The 18,535-nt window shown below is 71.9% G+C and carries 15 protein-coding genes and 1 pseudogene; 3 read left to right on the forward strand and 13 right to left on the reverse strand.

Annotated elements, in window-relative coordinates; all coding sequences use genetic code 11:
• Nucleotides 1-205: 205 nt before the first annotated feature.
• The 5 genes from ACIP67_RS21325 to ACIP67_RS21345 all read right to left on the reverse strand — a co-directional run bounded on the left by ACIP67_RS21325 (nt 206) and on the right by ACIP67_RS21345 (nt 6,103).
• Entirely contained in the window at nt 206-2,704 is a 2,499-nt protein-coding gene (locus ACIP67_RS21325) for a hypothetical protein (RefSeq protein ID WP_401693567.1), read from the reverse strand.
• Nucleotides 2,705-2,858: 154 nt separating this feature from the next.
• A complete protein-coding gene (locus ACIP67_RS21330) occupies nt 2,859-3,269 on the reverse strand; it encodes a DUF6113 family protein (RefSeq protein WP_389513940.1) in 411 nt (136 codons plus the stop codon).
• Nucleotides 3,269-4,138 carry an N-acetyl-1-D-myo-inositol-2-amino-2-deoxy-alpha-D-glucopyranoside deacetylase gene (gene mshB / locus ACIP67_RS21335; RefSeq protein WP_401693569.1) on the reverse strand — a complete coding sequence of 290 codons (870 nt, stop codon included), beginning with the start codon at nt 4,136-4,138 and terminating at the stop codon, nt 3,269-3,271. The genes ACIP67_RS21330 and mshB overlap by 1 nt, the downstream gene beginning before the upstream one ends.
• Before the next feature lie 181 nt (nt 4,139-4,319).
• A complete protein-coding gene (locus ACIP67_RS21340) occupies nt 4,320-5,201 on the reverse strand; it encodes a hypothetical protein (protein ID WP_401693571.1) in 882 nt (293 codons plus the stop codon).
• A 26-nt stretch (nt 5,202-5,227) separates the two neighbouring features.
• Nucleotides 5,228-6,103 carry a helix-turn-helix domain-containing protein gene (locus ACIP67_RS21345; protein WP_401693573.1) on the reverse strand — a complete coding sequence of 292 codons (876 nt, stop codon included), beginning with the start codon at nt 6,101-6,103 and terminating at the stop codon, nt 5,228-5,230.
• A gap of 463 nt (nt 6,104-6,566) precedes the next feature.
• On the opposite strand from ACIP67_RS21345, the pseudogene ACIP67_RS21350 reads away from it, so the two are divergent.
• Both ACIP67_RS21350 and ACIP67_RS21355 read left to right on the forward strand, forming a co-directional pair.
• Nucleotides 6,567-7,447 (forward strand): annotated as a pseudogene (locus tag ACIP67_RS21350) (helix-turn-helix domain-containing protein).
• Entirely contained in the window at nt 7,444-7,653 is a 210-nt protein-coding gene (locus tag ACIP67_RS21355; RefSeq protein ID WP_401693575.1) for a DUF397 domain-containing protein, read from the forward strand. The pseudogene ACIP67_RS21350 and the gene ACIP67_RS21355 overlap by 4 nt, the downstream one beginning before the upstream one ends.
• 138 nt (nt 7,654-7,791) lie before the next feature.
• Here ACIP67_RS21355 and ACIP67_RS21360 read toward each other — a convergent pair whose 3' ends face one another.
• Nucleotides 7,792-7,986, reverse strand: coding sequence for a hypothetical protein (locus ACIP67_RS21360; RefSeq protein ID WP_401693577.1), 195 nt, complete (start codon nt 7,984-7,986; stop codon nt 7,792-7,794).
• Between the two features lie 180 nt (nt 7,987-8,166).
• Between ACIP67_RS21360 and ACIP67_RS21365 the strand changes: the two genes are divergently transcribed.
• Nucleotides 8,167-10,311, forward strand: a complete 2,145-nt coding sequence (locus tag ACIP67_RS21365; protein ID WP_401693579.1) for a prolyl oligopeptidase family serine peptidase — start codon at nt 8,167-8,169, stop codon at nt 10,309-10,311.
• 149 nt (nt 10,312-10,460) lie between these two features.
• On the opposite strand, the gene ACIP67_RS21370 is transcribed toward ACIP67_RS21365, so the two are convergent.
• From ACIP67_RS21370 to ACIP67_RS21400, 7 genes are all read right to left on the reverse strand, one after another.
• A complete protein-coding gene (locus tag ACIP67_RS21370; protein WP_401693581.1) occupies nt 10,461-11,531 on the reverse strand; it encodes an ABC transporter ATP-binding protein in 1,071 nt (356 codons plus the stop codon).
• The gene (locus tag ACIP67_RS21375) at nt 11,515-12,498 is read right to left on the reverse strand and encodes an ABC transporter ATP-binding protein (RefSeq protein ID WP_401693583.1); all 984 of its coding nucleotides are present in this window, start codon (nt 12,496-12,498) and stop codon (nt 11,515-11,517) included. Before ACIP67_RS21375 ends, ACIP67_RS21370 begins: the two co-directional genes overlap by 17 nt.
• Before the next feature lie 7 nt (nt 12,499-12,505).
• Nucleotides 12,506-13,486 carry an ABC transporter permease gene (locus tag ACIP67_RS21380; protein WP_401693644.1) on the reverse strand — a complete coding sequence of 327 codons (981 nt, stop codon included), beginning with the start codon at nt 13,484-13,486 and terminating at the stop codon, nt 12,506-12,508.
• A 34-nt stretch (nt 13,487-13,520) separates the two neighbouring features.
• Complete coding sequence (locus tag ACIP67_RS21385) at nt 13,521-14,444, reverse strand: ABC transporter permease (RefSeq protein ID WP_401693585.1); 924 nt, start codon at nt 14,442-14,444, stop codon at nt 13,521-13,523.
• Nucleotides 14,445-14,450: 6 nt separating this feature from the next.
• Entirely contained in the window at nt 14,451-16,079 is a 1,629-nt protein-coding gene (locus tag ACIP67_RS21390; protein WP_401693587.1) for an ABC transporter substrate-binding protein, read from the reverse strand.
• 219 nt (nt 16,080-16,298) lie between these two features.
• A complete protein-coding gene (locus tag ACIP67_RS21395) occupies nt 16,299-17,438 on the reverse strand; it encodes an ABC transporter ATP-binding protein (protein ID WP_401693589.1) in 1,140 nt (379 codons plus the stop codon).
• 27 nt (nt 17,439-17,465) lie between these two features.
• Nucleotides 17,466-18,527: an ABC transporter ATP-binding protein gene (locus tag ACIP67_RS21400; protein WP_401693591.1), complete on the reverse strand. Its 1,062-nt coding sequence runs from the start codon at nt 18,525-18,527 to the stop codon at nt 17,466-17,468.
• Between the last annotated feature and the right edge of the window lie 8 nt (nt 18,528-18,535).

An 18,535-nucleotide genomic window follows, 5' to 3' on the forward strand; every position in this document is an offset into this window, starting at 1 on the left:
TCGTCGCGCCGGGGGCCGGGCGGGCGGCAGTGTCGGCCGTCCGGAGTGCCGTATGACAGATGTCATGCGGGACTTCACGCAGGTCTCGTGCCGCAGCCCTGGCCGGGGGTTCCCGGCGGGCTCGGAGGGGGCCGTTGCGGGCCGGGACGCGCGAGGGGCACCCGGCGCGGTGGTGGTGCCGGGTGCCCTTCGCGGATGTGGTGCGTCAGCTCGGGTCGGTCTCGATGACCCCGGTCCGGTCGGTGGTGCTCTTCAGCGCCGGGCGCAGGGCTCCGATGACGTCCTGGACGGTGACGTCGGTCTTCTGGCCGGTGGCGCGGGTGATCTTGACGCCGTCGAAGGTGCCGCCGTACAGCTCCTTCAGGGCCGCCTCGTCGTAGCTGTCGACGAGCTTGCCGTCGACGGCCTTGACCTTGAGGAACTTCCAGAGGGAGTTCTCGGGGCTGAAGGCGACGCTGTGCGCGGCGTCGGTCTGCACCGTGACGGTGCCGGACATCGCCGGTTCGGCGAACTCCTTCATCATCCGGTCGACCTCGGCGTCGGTGACCGTCGGCTGCTTGGTGGTCGTCGGGACCTTCACCGCCGTGGTGGTGCCGTTCTCCACCAGGGCCCGGTAGGCGGCCACGACGGCCGTCTCGGCCTGTGTCGCGTCGATGCCCTTGCCGGCCTTGCCGTAGACGGCGACGGCCTTGCCCGCCTTGAACGTGATCGAGCCGTCGGTGGCCGAGCCGGAGCCGCCCGCGGCGCTCTCCAGGGCGGCCCGGAGCTTCTCCTCGTCGACCGGCATGACCGGCTCGACCACGCGCTGCTGCCCGAACAGCGAGCCGATGACCGAGACCGGGTTGTAGTCGCTGTGGGCCGCCTCGTCGACCGTGGACTGCATGTCGAACTGGAGGCCCGCCTGGTCCGGCTTCAGGGTGACGGTGCCGCCGTCCACGGACAGCTTCAGCGCCTGGTTCACCCGGCTGTCGAAGGCGCTGTCCAGCTTCTTGACGGCGTCGTCACGGGTGCCGCCGCCGATGTCCACACCGAGCACGGTGGTGCCCTTGGGCACGTCGGAGTGGTTCATCAGCAGGCCGGCCCCGTAGGCGCCGGCGGCGCCGACCACGACCAGGCCACCGAGCAGGACCAGCTTGCTGCGGCTCTTCTTCTTTTTCTTCTTCGAGTCGGCGGCGGGCGTGCTCTGCCCGGCCGGCTCGGTCTGCTGCGGCGGGGTGTGCGGCAGCGGTCCGTCGGGGTGCGCGCCGGGCGCGAACGGCCCGCCGGGACCGGCGCCCTGGCCGCCCGGGGGCACGACCGGGATGCCGCTGGTGACGGTCTGGCCGGAGACGTTGTCGTGACGGCCGTAGCCGCCGCCCGGGCCCGGCTCGGGGGCCGGCTTCTGCGGGGTGAGGATCGCGGTGTCGTCGCTGAGTCCGCCACCGGGGAGGTGCTGCCCGGTGCCGGGACCGCCCTGCGCACCCGGACCGCCCGGAGCGCCCGGACCGCCCGGAGCGCCCGGACCGGCGTGCGCGCCGGGGCCGCCGGGTGCCTGGGGAGCGCGGGGGGCGCCCACCGTGCCGGTGGCGGCGCCGGGCGCCGTGCCGTTCATCGGCGGGACCATCGGGCCGTCGCCGGTGACCGGGCCGCCGGTCGGGCCGGCGGGACCCTGCGGGCGGCTCCTGCCGCCGCGGCCGGCGCCGTCCGGACCGGTGAAGTCCCTCGGCCCGCCGGGGGCGTCCGCGCCGGTGAAGCCGTTCGGCCCGCCGGGCGCACCCGGAACGCCCGGCGCGCCGGGGACACCCGGAGCACCGGAAGCGCCCGGAAGGCCGGGGACGCCGCCCCGGCCGTTCGCCGGGGCGTAGCCGTTCCGGCCGCCGCCGTCGTCCGGGACGTACGGCAGGTCGTCGCGGCGCGGCTCGGTGCCGCCGCCCTGCCCCGGACGCGCACCGCCCGCCAGCGGGCCCGCGGCGAGCGCCTCGGTCACGTCGAAGGAGCCGGTGCCGCCGCCGTGCCCCGGAGCCACCGGACCGCCGGTGGCGCCGCCGGGCAGCCCGGCGCCGTTCGCACCGCCGGAGCGGGGGGCGCCCGGCGCGCTCATCGGGCCGCCGACGCCACCGGGCCGCCCGGAGCCCGGACGCGTGCCGCCGGGGGCACCGCCGCCGGGCGCGCCGGCACCGGGTCCGGCCGGACGCGGGGCACCGCCCGCGGCGCCGTTGGCACCCGTGGGGGAACCGCCCGCGGCCGCGGCCCCGTTGGCCGGGCCGCCGCCCTGACCGGCCTTGGCCGGCGCGGACTTGCGCGGCGCGAACCAGTCGCTGGTCTTCTCCCCGGCCGTCGGCGCCTGCGCGGCGGGCGGTTCGGGGGTGCTCGCGGCGGACGCGGAACTGCCGCTCCCGGCGGCCGCGGACGCCGCCGGGGCGCCCGCTTCCGCGGGGGAGCCCTGCGTCGGGGCGTCGGCACCGCCGTCGCCCGCGCCCTCGGCGTCCGCCACGGGCTTGCGCACGACGACCGGCGGAATGGGCCGCGACCCGGGGATGTTGATCCGGATCCGGGTCGTCAGCGTGGTCTCGGTCTTGCGTTCCTCCGGCTGCGCGGCCGAACGGCCCGCGTCCGCACCGCCGTCGGCCACCATCGGTGTGCCGTAGGGCGGGGTGCCCGAGGGGTATGCGGCTCCGCCGCGCCCGTGGGGCCCGGAGGACGGACTGTCAGTTTCACGACTCAAGGCAGGTTCTCCAGGTTGGCTCCGCCGCCCGCCACGACCTCAGAGGCGGCCCGGCGGCGCGCACCACCATACTGGCCACTTCTGGCGCTTATCCCACGACCGCCGCCGAAACCCGCACCGGACCCGCACGGTCCCGGTACGGCGAAGCGGTACGTCACTTCTCAAGTCGGACGTCGTCGCCGACGGGTTGCCGTCCCGGAGCGAGGGTGGCGCAGATCACAGCCAGTGCCATCCCGCCGAGCAGGAAGAGGTAGGAGCCGCCTCCCGCGCCGAACATGAAGTCGCCTTCGGGGCGGGCCGTGGTGAGCAGGACGACGGCGATCATCCAGCCCGCGGCGGGAGCGACGGCCCCGCCCCGGCCGCGGAGGGCGCGCGCCCCGCCGAGGAAGAGGCCGGCGGCGCCCGCCAGCGCGAGCAGCAGTCCGCCCGGGAACCAGCCGGACTGCACGAGCGCCCCGGCGGCGCCGGTGACCGCGCCGAGCAGCAGCAGGCCCAGGTAGGCGGCGGCCCGTCCGGCGGAGGGCGGACGCAGCGGCTGGGCGAGCGGGGAGCCGTGACCGGACATCAGGCCTCCTCCCCGACTCCGGCGAACAGGTCGGTCTCCCGGCCGGGGCCCGCCACCGGACCGCCGCGCACCAGTTCGTAGTACTCGGTGGTGAACAGGGGTTGCGCGAGGTCGTTGGAGAGCGCGAAGGAGCGCCCGTCGGGGGCGACCTCGATCTGGGTGGCGTGCGCGCGCATCGCGGCGGCCTTGGCGGCGGCGTGGGCGGTGCCGTCGATCTCGGTGGTGATCCGCTCGTCGTCGACGACGCCGGGGACGTCCGCGACCGTCGCGCTCTCGGTGAAGGGCAGGCCGGGCAGCTCGTCCCGGAGCCGGTCGAAGGCGGCCTCGGCGACGGAGCGCGGGACGCGGTTCCAGTAGACCTTGGGGACGCTCCAGCCGGCGTCGGCGGCCCGCTCCACGGCGCGCATGGCGACGCGGTGGGCCTGGATGTGGTCGGGGTGGCCGTAGCCGCCGTCGTCGTCGTAGGCGACGAGCACCTGGGGGCGCAGCTCCAGGATCACCTCGGCGAGCAGGGCGGCGGCGCCGTCGACGTCGGCCTGCCAGAAGCAGCCGGGGTCGTCGTTGTCGGGGATGCCCATCATCCCGGAGTCGGCGAAGCGGCCGGCGCCGCCGAGCAGCCGGACGTCGCGCACGCCGAGCTCCGCCGTGGCGGCCCGCAGCTCGCGCAGGCGGTACTCACCGAGGGCGGCGCCCGTCAGGTGCCGCAGCTCCGGCGGGATGACCTCGCCGCGCTCACCGAGGGTGCAGGTGACCAGGGCCACGTGCGCGCCCTCGGCCGCGTACCCGGCCATGGTCGCGCCGTTGTTGATCGACTCGTCGTCCGGGTGCGCGTGCACCAGCAGCAGACGTCGAGCGGGCAGTTCCGTCATGGGGCCAACCCTACGAGGCTCCCGCCCGCTCCCGGCCGCCCACCCGGCCGGCTCACGCCCAGCCGTCGCATACGTGGGCGACGGCGAGCGCGTTACGCCCGATCCGGTCGATGGCGTGGCTCACGGCTGCCTCGGGAGCCGTCGCGCCCCGCCGGTGCGGGAACGACGGCTCCCGGGAGGATCAGGCGGCGCCGTCCGGCTCCCTGAAGATGTCCTCGGCGGACGAGACGGTGACGGCGCGGGTGAGCCACTGGCGCAGGAGGTCGGGGTCGTCGCAGCCGGTGACGCGCTCGCGGGTCTCCTCGGGGACGTTCAGGCCCCGCGCCTCCAGGACGAGCAGGATGTCCTCCGCACGCCCCTGGGCGCGCCCCTCGTCGCGGATCTCTTCGGAGATGGACGACTTGTAGAAGGAAAGGTCCACGGCCACCAGGGTCCTCCAGATTTCCGCGGCCCGGCGCACGCTGTCCAGGCCTCGTGTGGTGAGTTCGATAATGGGGTCGGCGACGGTCTCGGGCACGTCCTGCAGAGCGGTGGACAGGGCCTTCAGTATCCCATTCACGTCGCGATCCTTCGCGTGCGTGATGGCGCACAGGGTGGCCAGTGCGAGGTCGGCGCCGGCCTCCTCCGGGTCGGTGATGAAGGGCATGTTGTGCGGACCGGCCACGAGCGGGCGCAATGTCAGCGCGGCCCACCATTCGGGTCCGATGGACACGGGTCGGGCGGCCCACTCCGCCGTGGCCCGATCCTGGCAGACCACCAGCAGCAGGGGCGGGGTCTTGTACTTGGTGTAGAGGAAGGACAGGTAGTAGGCCCAGCTGGCGGGCTTGTCCGGATCCTTCGCCCTCTGAGCTTCGACAGCCAGCAGAAGCGGTGCGTCGCCCTCGAGACGCAGCAGTGTGTCGACACGACGTTCGACGGGCTGAGTCTCGGTGACATCGGTGGGCAGGACTGTCACGGACGTGGGCTGCACGACGGGAAGCCCCAGCACCTTCGAGACGCCCGTGAACAGGCCGGGATACTCCTGGAAGATGCGGTGCATCGCCTCGTGGGACGAGTTGACCATGCGGTTTCCTTCTCTTGGGTGGGTATTCAGTGGGCCGCTGCCGACCGCGCTCGGCAGTCGCGGCAGAGGCCTGGCTCGGGCCCGCGGAAGCCTCGGTCGCAGCCGTCGCAGTTCCGCAGGGGGTGCAGGACGGCCGGTGGCCGGGTGGCGGGGGCCCCGAGCGGGGGCGGGGGCGGCATCAGGGCCGTGAGCCGGTGGGCCAGGAAGGCGGCGGGGCGGCGGAGGCCCTCGGGCGGCAAGTCGGCGGCCAGGGCCTGGCGTACGGCGGTGGGGCTGACGTCCCGCTCCAGCCAGGCGGCGACGCCGGGGGCCAGGTGGGCCGTGTCGCAGGCGGAGAGGAGGAGGCGGGAGTCGTGGCGGCGGAGACCGGCGAGGAGGTCGGTCGCCGCTTCGAGGAGCTTGGGGTAGGGGTGCGAGGGGCGCGGGACGGCGGGGAGGGCCTTGCGGGGCGCGGACGACGTCGGCCCGGCGGGGACCGTCCTCGGGGTGCGCTCGGTGGCGACCGCAGCCGTACGGCGGTGGTGGCCGGGCTGGTTGCAGGAGACCGTACGGGTGACGATGCGGCCGTCGGCAATGCGCTCGCGCTCGCGGCGGAGGTACCCGTGGGTCTCCAGTTCGCGCAGGGCGGCGGCGATACGGGTCGCGCCTTCGGGGAAACGGGCCGTCAGGGACTTGATGTCGACGCGGGCGCCCTTGGGCAGCGACTGGATGTACACGGCGAGCCCGATGGCCAGGAGGGACAGCTCCTTGTGCTGGGCGAGATGGTTGCCGATCACCGCGAAGCGGGTGGTGTGGCGGGCGTTGTCGTGAACGAGACCGCCGAAGTGCCGCCGTTTCGGGGGTTTGTCGGCGGTAGGACGGGACTGGGCGTGTGGGCGCACGCTAGGGTTCTGCGTATCCATCAGGAAGGGGCTTTCCTTCTCGGTGGTCAGGCCCTCGCCTTGGGATTGCAGGTCCCAGCGGGGGCCGTCTCATGTCTGCGGTGTGGTGTTGCGTTGCGCCGAGAGTAGGGCAGGCAACACCCCGCAAATTCAACCCAATTAGTGATATTCACTCCCGCGAGTGAAGGTGCGCCGTGGGCGGGAGGGGTGGGGCTTGGTGGGGTGATTTCTCCATGGTGGTCCTTGGAAAAGATCGCCCGTGGCACCGGAACGCGAGGGCGCGGGTTCCGGCGGGAACGTGGATGCGGAGGGGGCGGTCCCCCCCATCACGTCACCCGGAGCGGCCTCACCCCCTTACCGTGACGAGTGACGACGCCGTTGCGGAAGGTGACCGTCCGGAGGTTGTCCGGTCGTGTCGAGGCCGTCGAGGGCCGCCGTGCGGGTAGGGGCGTCGCGCCACGTTCGGACGACGGAGGGGTGCGGGATGCAGCAGGTGGACGGCCGGGTCTTGGACCGGCCCACGGCCGAGGCGGACGAGCCGGGCTGGGAGGTGGAGCCCGACGACGAGTGGGGCATCGCGGTCGTCACCACGGTGGGGCGGCAGATCAGGCTGCGGCGCGAGGCGGCGGGGATGCGCGCCGGCCAGTTCGCGGAGGCCCTCGGGTACGGCGAGGATCTGATCTACAAGATCGAGGGCGGGAAGCGGATTCCCGGCCGGAGTTCCTGGACAGGGCGGACGAACTGCTGGGGGCGGGTGGACTGCTGGCGGCGATGAAGGAGGACGTGAAGAAGGTCAGTTACCCGAAGAAGGTCCGGGACCTGGCGGCGATGGAACAAAGGGCGATCGAGATCGGTGTGTACGAGTGCACCATCGTCCCCGGGCTCTTGCAGACGCCGGTACACGCCCGAGCACTGATCGAGGCCGCGCAGCCGCCGTATTCGCCGGACGACGTGGAACGCATGGTGGCCGCTCGCCTTGCCCGGCAGACGGTCTTCGACCGCGATCCGTCACCGTCGATCAACTTCGTGGTGGAAGAGGCACCTCTGCATCGGGAGGTCGGAGGCACAATGGCGTGGAGGCGGCAGCTCGAACGCCTGCTGGAGGTGGGACGATTGCGTCACGTCACGCTGCAGGTGATGCGGACGAAGAGCGATCCCCATCCCGGGCTGGACGGCAGGATCGAGGTGCTGAAGTTCGCGGACGGTACGGCTGTGGGGCGCGCCGACGGGGTGTTCAGCGGGAGGCCGGTGTCGGATGCGAAGCAACTCCGAGTCCTCGACCTGTGGTTCAGCACCGTCCGGGCTCAAGCACTGCCGCCACGGGAGTCACTGGCCTTCATCGAGCAACTGCTGGGAGAAACATGATCCGCAACACCTCCGCCGGGGGCGCCTCCGGACCGGCGTGGTTCAAGAGCAGTTACAGCGGTGGCACCAACGGCGAGTCCTGCGTCGAGATCGCCACCACCCCCGACACCATCCACGTCCGCGACTCCAAGCACACCGAAGGACCACGCCTCCAGCTCTCGCCGGGGGCCTGGGCCGCCTTCGTGCCGTACGCGTCCGAGGGCTGACGGTCCGCTCGCCCCGGGCCCCGGGGAGAACGCCCGGAGCCGGGTGGCTTACGGACCCCGATCCGGGGAAGGCGCAGAACAGGGCGACCGGAGCCGGGCTCCGGTCGACCGCTCACCGGAGCCACGGGCCGACGCGCGTCAGAACTTGATGCTGCCGATCATGCTTGCCACGCTCGTCGTCAGATCACTGATCGTCCCCGCCATGGTCGAGGAGGCGAGGTAGAAGCCCAGCAGCATGCAGACGGCTGCGTGACCGCCCTTCAGCCCTGACTTCTTGATCAGCAAGAAGACGATGATCGCCAGCAGCACCACCGCCGAAATCGAGAGTGCCACGGCGGCTCACCTCCAAGAACCCGGGAACGTGGGGGAAAGTACAGAGCGGGGGAACGCGTAAAACCGTACAACTGCCAGCAGGTTCATACCCACACAGCGCTAGTGATCATAACTATGAGTGCGTGCGCATCGAGTGGCGCACAGCCGCACAAGGGGGCGCATGGCCAATATGGTCGGGGGATGACGACCGAGTCGGACTCCTTCCCCCGGCGGCTCGCCCGCACCCAGCGTTTCACGCTCGGCGCGCCGCGTTCGTTCACGGTGGCCCCCGACGGCTCCCGTGTCGCGTTCCTCCGCTCGCCCTCCGGCACGGACCGGGCGAACGCACTGTGGGTGCTCGATCCGGCGGACGGCCGGGAGCGCGTGGCGGCCGACCCGCGCGCCCTCCTGGGTGGCGCCGCGGAGGACCTCCCGCCCGAGGAGCGGGCACGCCGTGAGCGTAGCCGTGAGGGCGGCGCCGGCATCGTCGGCTACGCCACCGACGAGACCGTCGAGTTGGCGTCTTTTGCCTTGTCAGGGCGGCTTTTCACGGCGGAGCTGCGGGCCGGCACGGCGCGCGAACTCCCCGTCGCGGGGCCGGTGGTCGACCCCCGTCCCTCCCCCGACGGGCGGCTGGTGGCGTACGTCGCCGGAGGTGCGCTGCGGGTGGTGGGGGCCGAAGGGGAGGGCGACCGGGTGGTCGCCGAGCCGGAGTCGGAGCCGGTTTCCTATGGATTGGCCGAGTTCATCGCGGCGGAGGAGATGGGGCGTTCGCGGGGGTTCTGGTGGTCCCCGGAGTCCGACCGGCTGCTCGTGGCGCGCGTGGACGACACGCCGGTGGAGCGGTGGTGGATTTCCGATCCGGCGCATCCGAAACGTGACCCAAAACACGTGCCGTATCCAGCTGCCGGGACGGCCAACGCGGAGGTCCGGCTGTTCGTGTTCGGCCTCGACGGGGTGCGCACGGAGGTCGTCTGGGACCGTGCGCGCTACCCGTATCTGGCGCGAGTGCACTGGTCAGCGGGGGGTGCGCCGCTACTGCTCGTGCAGGCGCGTGACCAGCGCGCTCAGCTGTTCCTGACAGTGGACGCCGACTCCGGGGCGACCCGGATGGTGCACGCCGACGAAGATCGAGATTGGCTTGATCTTTTCCCTGGAGTGCCGTGCTGGAGCCCGTCGGGACAACTCGTCCGCATCACTGACGAGGGCGGTGCGCGGGTCCTCACGGTCGGCGAACGGCCGCTGACGGGAGCCCAGCTGCACGTGCGGGCGGTGCTGGACGTGACGGCCGACGACGTGCTGGTCTCGGCGTCGGCCGGGGAGGACGCGGCGGCGCGGGAGACCGGCGAGGTGCACGTCTACCGCGTCGGCGGACTCGGCGTCGAGCGCCTCTCGCGGGAGCCGGGCGTGCACTCGGCGGTGCGCTCGGGGGACGTGACCGTGCTGGTGTCGGCGGTGCCCGGCCGGCCGGGGAGCAGGGCGCTGGTCCAGCGGGACGGGAAGACCGTGGCGACTGTCCGGTCGTATGCGGAAGATCCTGGTCTGTCCCCCCGCGTGCGCTTCACCGAGGGGGGCGCACGGAGAATCCCGTGCGCCGTGCTTATGCCTACGGACTACCCCGGTGACACCTCACTGCCGGTGCTCCTCGACCCCTACGGCGGGCCGCACGGGCCACGGGTGCTCGCCGCGCACAACGCGCACCTGACCTCCCAGTGGTTCGCCGACCAGGGCTTCGCGGTGGTCGTCGCGGACGGCCGGGGCACGCCCGGCCGCTCCCCCGGCTGGGAGAAGGCGATCCACCAGGACTTCACGGTCGCCCTCGACGACCAGATCGAGGCGCTCCAGGACCTGGCCCGGAGCCACCCCCTGGACCTGTCCCGGGTGGCGATCCGCGGCTGGTCCTTCGGCGGCTGGCTGGCGGCCCTGGCGGTGCTGCGCCGCCCGGACGTCTTCCACGCGGCCGTCGCGGGCGCCCCGGTGACCGACTGGCGGCTCTACGACACCCACTACACCGAGCGGTACCTCGGCGACCCGGCCACGGCCGCCGGGACGTACGCGCACAACTCGCTCGTCACCGACGAGGGGCTCTCCGCGCCGGCCGGCCCGCACCGACCGCTGATGATCGTGCACGGTCTCGCCGACGACAACGTGGTCGTCGCCCACGCCCTGCGCCTGTCCTCCGCCCTGCTGGCCGCCGGCCGCCCGCACGAGGTGCTGCCGCTGTCCGGGGTCACGCACATCACCCCGCAGGAACAGGTCGCGGAGAACCTGCTGCTGCTCCAGGTGGACTTCCTCAAGCGGTCCCTGGGCCTCACGGGCGGCGCCGGCGGGCGCCCCGGCGGCTGAGACACGGCAACGGGCCGGGAGGCATGGCGCTCCCGGCCCGTTCACGGCACCCGCACGGCCGTACGCTGTTCAGCCTGACGCGTCCGTATATCGGAACCGGGTCGGCCAAGTTGCCTGCGTGTTAACGCGGTTACCGCACAAATGTGCTGTTATGCGTCTCCCTGGGCATGATCTTCGCGCGACCGCTCCGGTGGGACGACCTTCTTCTCCTCCGCGAAGTGGCAGGCGGAGTCGTGGGCCGCGGGGCCGCCCACGGCGCGGAACCACGCCGGGACCGCGAGCGCCGGCACCTCCACCGCGCACCGCTCCCGCGCCTTCCAGCAGCGGGTGCGGAAGCGGCAGCCGGAGGGGATGTTCGTCGGGGACGGCACGTCACCCGAGAGGATGATGCGCTCCCGGCGTTCCCGCGCGTCGGGGTCGGGCACCGGCACCGCCGACAGCAGGGCCTGGGTGTAGGGGTGGGTGGGGTGGTCGTAGATCGCGGTGTCGCTGCCGGTCTCCACGATCCGCCCGAGGTACATCACCGCGACCCGGTCCGAGATGTGCCGCACCACGGACAGGTCGTGCGCGATGAAGAGGTACGACAGCGCGAACTCGCTCTGGAGCCGGTCGAGGAGGTTGACCACCTGGGCCTGGACCGACACGTCCAGCGCGGAGACCGGCTCGTCGGCGACGATCACCTCGGGGCGCAGGGCGAGCCCGCGCGCGATGCCGATGCGCTGGCGCTGGCCGCCGGAGAACTGGTGCGGATAGCGGTTGACGTACTCGGGGTTGAGGCCCACGACGTCCAGCAGCTCCCGCACCCGCCGCCGCCGGTCGCCCTTGGGGGCCGCCTCGGGGTGGATCTCGTACGGCTCCCCGACGATGTCCCCGACCGTCATCCTCGGGTTGAGGGAGGTGTAGGGGTCCTGGAAGACCATCTGGATGTTGCGGCGGACGGCCTTGAGGGCCCGGCCCGACAGCCGGGTGATGTCCTCGCCCCGGTACCGGATGCGGCCCGCCGTCGGTCTCTCCAGGTGGACCAGCATCTTGGCGACCGTGGACTTGCCGCAGCCCGACTCCCCCACGATGCCCAGGGTCTCGCCCCGGCCGAGCGCGAAGTCGACGCCGTCGACCGCCTTCACGGCGCCGACCTGCTTCTTGAAGAGGACGCCCCGGGTGAGCGGGTAGTGCTTGACGAGCCCGCTCACCTCCAGGATCGGCTCAGCCGTCGGTGCCATGCAGGCACTCCCTCCAGAAGTGGCAGGCGCTGCCCCGGTCCTCGTCCACCCCGTACAGCGGCGGCACGTCGGTCCGGCACACGTCCCGGGCCAGCGGGCAGCGCGGGTGGAAGGGGCAGCCGGGCGGGATGTCCATGAGGTTCGGCGGCAGGCCCTTGACGGCGTACAGTTCCCGGCCCTTCCGGTCCAGGCGCGGGACGGAGTCCAGCAGCCCCCGGGTGTACGGGTGGGCCGGTGCCTTGTAGAGGTCGTGCACCGGGGCCGACTCCACGATCCGGCCCGCGTACATCACGGCGATGCGGTCGGCGACGTCGGCGACCACGCCCAGGTCGTGGGTGATGAGGATCAGGCCCATGCGGTACTCGCGCCGCAACTCGGCGAGCAGGTCCATGACCTGGGCCTGCACGGTGACGTCGAGGGCGGTGGTCGGCTCGTCGGCGATGATGAGCGCCGGTTCCAGGGCCATCGCCATCGCGATCATGATGCGCTGGCGCATACCGCCGGAGAACTGGTGCGGGTAGTCCCTGACCCGCTCCTTCGCCGCCGGGATGCGCACCCGGTCCATCAGCTCCACGGCGCGGGCCCGCGCGTCCTTGCGCGACAGGCCCCGGTGGACGACGAACATCTCGCCGAGCTGGTCGCCCACCGTGAGCACGGGGTTGAGGGACGACAGTGCGTCCTGGAAGATCATCGCCAGTTGCGCGCCGCGCACCGCGCGGCGCTCCTCCTCCTTCAGCTTCAGCAGGTCCCGGCCCCGGAAGAGGACCTCGCCGCCGGTGATCCGTCCGGGCGGGGTGTCGAGGATGCCCATGACCGCCTGGGCGGTGACGGACTTGCCGGAGCCGGACTCGCCGAGCACGGCGAGGGTTTCGCCCGCGTCGACGCCGTAGGAGACGCCGTTGACGGCCTTCGCGACGCCGTCGCGGGTGCGGAACTCGATGTGCAGGTCGCGTACGTCGAGCAGCATGACGCCGTCACCTCAACTTCGGGTCGAGGGCGTCGCGCACCGCGTCGCCGAGCATGATGAACGCGAGGACGGTGACCGCCAGCGCGCCGGAGGGCCACAGCAGGGCGTGCGGGGCGTTGCGGATGTAGGGGGAGGCGGCGGAGATGTCGATGCCCCAGGAGACGGTCGGCGGCTTCAGGCCGACGCCGAGGTAGGACAGGGTCGCCTCCAGCGCGATGTACGTGCCGAGCGCGATGGTCGCCACGACGATCACCGGGGCGACGGCGTTGGGCGCGATGTGCCGCAGCAGCGTCCGGGCGGGGGAGGCGCCCAGGGCGCGGGCGGCCTGGACGTAGTCGTGCTGCCGGGCGGTGATGACCGAGCCGCGGGCGATCCGGGAGATCTGCGGCCAGCCGAGCAGCACCATGAACCCGATGACCGGCCAGACCGTGTTGCCGGTCACCACGGACAGCAGGACCAGACCGCCGAGGACGACCGGGATCGCGAAGAAGACGTCGGTGATCCGGGACAGGACCGCGTCCCCCGCCCCGCCGAAGAACCCGGCGAGCCCGCCGAGCACGCTGCCGAGGACGGCGACGCCCAGCGTGGCCAGGACACCGACCGTGACGGACGTACGGGCGCCGTAGACGGTCCTGGTGTAGACGTTGCAGCCCTGTCCGTCGTAGCCGAAGGGAGCGCCCGGCTGGGAGCCCTCCTGGGCCTTGGCGAGGTCGCACGTCAGGGGGGAGCCGGAGGCGATCGCCGCGGGCCACAGGGAGATGAAGACCAGGAAGAGGATGACCAGGGAGGAGAGGAGGAAGACCGGGTTGCGGCGCAGGTCCCGCCAGGCGTCGGACCACAGGGAGCGCGGCTTGGCGGCGGGTCCGGCGTCGTCCGGGCCCCGCGGCGCCGCCTCCAGCGACGCGCCCTCGCTCGTCGCGAGGTCCATCGTGCCGCCCATGCCGGTCCCGGCGACGGCGCCCCCGGGCGCGTACGGCTCCTCCGGCATCGCGTACGGCTGCTCGGACATGGCGTACGGCTGCTCAGACATAGCGGATCCTCGGGTCGAGTACGGCGTACAGGAGGTCGACCAGCAGGTTGGCCACCAGGAAGACCAGCACCAGGACGGTCACGAAGCCGACCACGGTCTGGGTGCTCTGGCGGAGGATGCCCTGGTAGAGCTGGAAGCCGACGCCGTGGATGTTGAAGATGCGCTCGGTGACGATGGCGCCGCCCATCAGGGCGCCGATGTCGGTGCCGATGAAGGTGACCACGGGGATCAGGGAGTTGCGCAGCAGGTGCCGGGTGACGACCCGGTGCCGGGGCAGCCCCTTGGCGACGGCGGTACGGACGTAGTCGGAGCGTCTGTTCTCCGCGATGGAGGTGCGGGTCAGGCGGGTGACGTAGGCCAGGGAGACCGAGGCCAGCACCAGGCCCGGGACGATCAGCTCGTCGAAGGTCGCCGCCGGGGACACCGACGGTGCGATCCACCCCCACTCCACGCCGAGCAGCAGTTGCAGCAGCAGGCCGGTGACGAAGGTGGGGACGGAGATGACGACGAGGGTGCCGAGGAGGACGCCGGTGTCCACGGGCCTGCCCCGGCGCAGGCCCGTGACGACGCCCAGGGTGATGCCGACGACGATCTCGAAGAGGATCGCGACGATCGTCAGCCGGACGGTGACCGGGAACGCCGTCGCCATCAGCTCGGTGACCGGCTGGCCGTTGAACGCCGTACCGAAGTCGCCGGTGAAGACGTTCCCCATGTAGGTCAGGTACTGCCGCCACACCGGCTGGTCGAGGCCGAACTCCTTCCTGAGCTGGGCGGCGGTGGCCGGGTCGCACTCGCGCTCGCCGCAGAGTCCCGCGATGGGGTCGCCCATCACGTGCACCATCAGGAAGATCAGCAGGGTGGCGCCGACGAACACCGGGACCATCTGGAGCAGGCGCCGGATCACATACCGCCCCATGGCGGGTCAGCTGACCTTGATCTCGTCGTAGACGGGGACGGAGAACGGGTTGAGCCGTACGCCGGACAGCCGCTGCGAGTAGCCGGCGCTGCCGTTCTGGTACCAGAGCGGGATGGCGGCCATGCTGTCCCGGACCACCTCCTCGGCCTGCTGGAACTTCGCCACGGCCGCGGCGGTGTCGGTCTCGGCGTTGGCCTGGTCGACGAGCCGGTCGAACTCCTCGTCGGACCACTTGCCGTCGTTGGAGGAGGCGTTGGTGTAGTAGAGCGGCTGGAGGAAGTTCTGGATGAGGGGGTAGTCCATCTGCCAGCCGGCCCGGAAGGGGCCCGCCAGCTTCTTCCCGGTGATCCGGCCGCGGTAGTCGGCGAAGGTGCCGACCGGGTCGGCGACACAGGCCCGGTCGTTGTCCAGAGCGTTGTTGATGGAGTTGCAGACCGCGTCGACCCACTGCTTGTGGGAGCCGCTGTCCGCGTTGTACGTGATCTTCACCTGGCCGCCGGGGAGGCCGCCGCCCTCCTTGATGAGCTTCTTGGCCGCCTCGGGGTCGTAGGCGCAGGCGTCCCCGCACAGGCCCTTCTGGTAGCCGCCGTCCTCGCCGAGCACCGGGGAGGTCCAGTCGGTGGCGGGGGTGCGGGTGTTCTGGAAGATCGTCCGGGTGATCTGCTCGCGGTCGATCGCCCGGGACAGGCCGGTGCGGACCTTGGCGGAGCCGGGCTTGTTCCAGTCGGGGTCGTAGTAGGGGAAGGCGAGCGTCTGGATGATGCCGGCGGGGGTGTTGAGGTAGCGGGCGCCCAGATCGTTCCTCACGTTCTTGAGCTGGGCGGCGGGCACGTCGTCGACGAGGTCGAGGTTGCCGGCCATCAGGTCGGTGTAGGCGGTGTTGTTGTCGGTGTACACCTTCAGGGTCACCCCGCCGTTACGCGCCTTGTCCGGCCCCGGGTACCCCTCCCACGTGCGCAGTTCCATCTGGGAGCCCTTGGTGTAGGACTGGATCGCGTACGGGCCGTTGCCGACGGGCTTGGCCAGCCAGGCCTCGTGGTCGGTGAAGAAGGCCCGCGGCAGCGGCGCGAAGGCGGGATAGCCGAGGGTGTCGGGGAAGGTCGAGAACTTCTGCGTCAGCCGCACCGTGAACGTACGGTCGTCGACGACCTCCAGACCGGAGAGGGTGTCGGCGCTCTGCTCGCCGCCGTCGTTCGGGTGGACCCGGTCGTAGCCCTCGACGTACTCGAAGAAGTACGCGTTCCGCTGCTTGTTCTTCAGGCTCGCGCCGTAGTTCCAGGCGTCCACGAAGGACCGCGCGGTCACCTTCTCCCCGTTGCTGAACGTCCAGCCGTCCTTGACGGTGATCGTGAAGTTCCGCGAGTCGGAGGTCTCGATCTTCTCGGCGAGCATGTCCTCGGCCTCGCCGGTCCCCGGGTCGTACCGCTTCAGGTTGCGGAAGATCATGTCGAGGACCTTGCCGCCCTGCACCTCGTTGGTGTTGGCGGGCTCCAGCGGGTTCTGCGGGTCCCCCCAGGAGGAGCTGAGCACCGCGGCGGTGTCGCCGCCGCTGTCCGCCCCGCCCCCGCAGCCCGCCGCCACGAGGGCTGCCGCCGCCGCGCCCGCGGCCCATCTGGCGTGCGTCGCTCCGCGCATGGAGTGCCTCCTCGTCCGCCGATCCCTTGCTGGGTCAGCTTCCGAGGTGGTGCCGGGCGGCGCACGTTCGTCCGGTCCGTATGGGTACGGGGTTGCTCCACAGGAGCGTACGGGGGAACGCCCGGCACACAACGGGACCGGGGGCGGGAGCGCTCGCTCCCGCCCCCGGTCCCGGGTGGCTCGGCGTGGTGCGCGGCCCGTACGGGCCGGTCCGCCGGATCAGCTCTTCTCGACGCCCGCGGTGCCGTGCTCCTCCAGGGCCTTCAGGCCCGGGTCCATCACCACGTCCTCGGCGCGCGCCTTGGTGCTGGGCGCCTCGGGGAAGTGGCAGGCCGTCAGGTGGCCCGCCTTGTTCCCGTCGAGCCGGACCAGCGGGGGCTCCTCGGTCGCGCACTTGTCCTGCGCCTTCCAGCAGCGGGTGCGGAAGCGGCAGCCGGACGGCGGGGAGATCGGCGAGGGGACGTCGCCCTCCAGCCGGATGCGCTCCCGCTTCTCCGCGTCGATGTCGGCGTCCGGCACGGCGGACAGCAGCGCATGCGTGTAGGGGTGGCGGGGCCGGGTGTAGATCGAGGCGCGGTCCGCGATCTCGACGATCTTCCCGAGGTACATCACCGCGACGCGCTGCGAGAAGTGCCGCACGATCGCCAGGTCGTGGGCGATGAAGACGAACGCGATGCCCATCTCCCGCTGCACTTCCTGGAGCAGGTTCACGACCTGGGCCTGGATCGACACGTCGAGGGCCGAGACCGGCTCGTCGGCGACGATCAGCTGGGGCTGGAGGGCGATGGCCCGCGCGACGCCGATGCGCTGGCGCTGGCCGCCCGAGAACTCGTGCGGGAAGCGGTTGTAGTGCTCCGGGTTGAGACCGACGATCTCCAGGAGTTCACGGACGCGCTTCTCCCGGCCGCCCGGCGGGTTGATGCCGTTGATCTCCATCGGGCCCGAGATGATCGTGCCCACGGTCTGCCGGGGGTTCAGCGACGCGTACGGGTCCTGGAAGATCATCTGGATCTCGGACCTGACCGGCGCCAGCTCCTTGCGGCCGGCCCGGCTGATGTCCTGGCCCTTGTACTCGATGGTGCCCGAGGTCGGCTCGTACAGCCGGGTCAGCAGCCGGCCGGTCGTCGACTTGCCGCAGCCGGACTCTCCGACGAGGCCGAGGCTCTCCCCCGGGAACACCTCGAAGTCGACGCCGTCGACGGCCTTCACCGCGCCGACGGTACGCCGGATCGGGAAGCCGCCCTTGATCGGGAAGTGTTTGGTCAGACCGCTGACTTTCACCAGCGGTGCGGCGGCGTCGTCCCGCTGCTGCGGGATGGTGTCGGCGACCGCCGTGGTCGTCTTGCTGTTGTCGCTCATGGTGATGCCCCAGTCGCCGGTTTCCGCTCAGCCCAGCCGGGGCTGAATCGTCTCGATGAAGACCTGCTGCCGCTGCTCCTTCGTCAGATGACAGGCCGCGGCACGTCCCGGGGCGAGCGTCGGGCGCTCACCCGAGCACCGCTCCCCGGCCACCAGGTCGGTGAACGCGCACCGCGGGTGGAACGGGCATCCCGTGGGCGGGTTGAGCAGCGAGGGCGGCGATCCGGGGATCGGCACCAGCGGCTCGTCGACGTCGGACGACAGGCGCGGCATCGAGCCCAGCAGGCCCCAGGTGTACGGGTGCTCGGGCGCCTTGAGCACCTCGCGCACCGTGCCGCGCTCCACGGCGCGGCCGGCGTACATCACCAGGATGTCGTCGGCCATGTTGGCGACCACACCGAGGTCGTGGGTGATCATGATGATCGCAGAGCCGAACTCCTGCTGGAGGTCCTTGAGCAGGTCCAGGATCTGCGCCTGGACCGTCACGTCCAACGCCGTGGTGGGCTCGTCGGCGATGAGCAGGTCCGGGTCGCAGGAGAGCGCCATGGCGATCATGGCGCGCTGCCGCATACCGCCGGAGAACTGGTGCGGGAAGTCGTCGACCCGCTTCTGCGGGTGCGGGATGCCGACCTTCTCCAACAGGTCGATGGCGCGCACCCGGGCGTCCTTCTTGGAGGCGCCGGTGTGCTTCATGAACGGCTCGCCGATCTGCCGGCCGACCGTGTAGTACGGCGACAGCGCGGTCAGCGCGTCCTGGAAGATCATCGCCATCTTCTTGCCGCGCAGCGTCTCCAGCTGCTTCTCACTGGCGTCGGTCAGCTCCTGGCCGTCCAGCCGGATCGACCCGTCGACGGCGGTGTTCTTGCGGTTGTGCAGGCCGAGGACGGCCAGGTTGGTCACCGACTTGCCGGAGCCGGACTCGCCCACGATCCCGAGGGTCCTGCCGCGCTGGAGGTCGAAGGAGAGCCCGTCCACCGCCTTGACGATGCCGTCCTCGGTGGAGAAGTGGACCTTGAGGTCGCGCACCGAGAGAAAGGCGTCCCCCGCGGCGGCGGCCGCGGCCTCGTCGGGCTTGGTCTGAGTGGTCACGGTGGTTC

Source organism: Streptomyces sp. NPDC088812 (assembly GCF_044750285.1).
GTDB lineage: Bacteria > Actinomycetota > Actinomycetes > Streptomycetales > Streptomycetaceae > Streptomyces.

What these genes read in the sequence shown, in the direction of transcription:
- ACIP67_RS21330 (WP_389513940.1), bottom strand. Translation starts at nt 3,269, where the DNA reads ATGTCCGGTCACGGCTCCCCGCTCGCCCAGCCGCTGCGTCCGCCCTCC.
- mshB (WP_401693569.1), bottom strand. Translation starts at nt 4,138, where the DNA reads ATGACGGAACTGCCCGCTCGACGTCTGCTGCTGGTGCACGCGCACCCG.
- ACIP67_RS21340 (WP_401693571.1), bottom strand. Translation starts at nt 5,201, where the DNA reads ATGGTCAACTCGTCCCACGAGGCGATGCACCGCATCTTCCAGGAGTAT.
- ACIP67_RS21345 (WP_401693573.1), bottom strand. Translation starts at nt 6,103, where the DNA reads ATGGATACGCAGAACCCTAGCGTGCGCCCACACGCCCAGTCCCGTCCT.
- ACIP67_RS21355 (WP_401693575.1), top strand. Translation starts at nt 7,444, where the DNA reads ATGATCCGCAACACCTCCGCCGGGGGCGCCTCCGGACCGGCGTGGTTC.
- ACIP67_RS21365 (WP_401693579.1), top strand. Translation starts at nt 8,167, where the DNA reads ATGACGACCGAGTCGGACTCCTTCCCCCGGCGGCTCGCCCGCACCCAG.
- ACIP67_RS21370 (WP_401693581.1), bottom strand. Translation starts at nt 11,531, where the DNA reads ATGGCACCGACGGCTGAGCCGATCCTGGAGGTGAGCGGGCTCGTCAAG.
- ACIP67_RS21375 (WP_401693583.1), bottom strand. Translation starts at nt 12,498, where the DNA reads ATGCTGCTCGACGTACGCGACCTGCACATCGAGTTCCGCACCCGCGAC.
- ACIP67_RS21380 (WP_401693644.1), bottom strand. Translation starts at nt 13,486, where the DNA reads ATGCCGGAGGAGCCGTACGCGCCCGGGGGCGCCGTCGCCGGGACCGGC.
- ACIP67_RS21385 (WP_401693585.1), bottom strand. Translation starts at nt 14,444, where the DNA reads ATGGGGCGGTATGTGATCCGGCGCCTGCTCCAGATGGTCCCGGTGTTC.
- ACIP67_RS21390 (WP_401693587.1), bottom strand. Translation starts at nt 16,079, where the DNA reads ATGCGCGGAGCGACGCACGCCAGATGGGCCGCGGGCGCGGCGGCGGCA.
- ACIP67_RS21395 (WP_401693589.1), bottom strand. Translation starts at nt 17,438, where the DNA reads ATGAGCGACAACAGCAAGACGACCACGGCGGTCGCCGACACCATCCCG.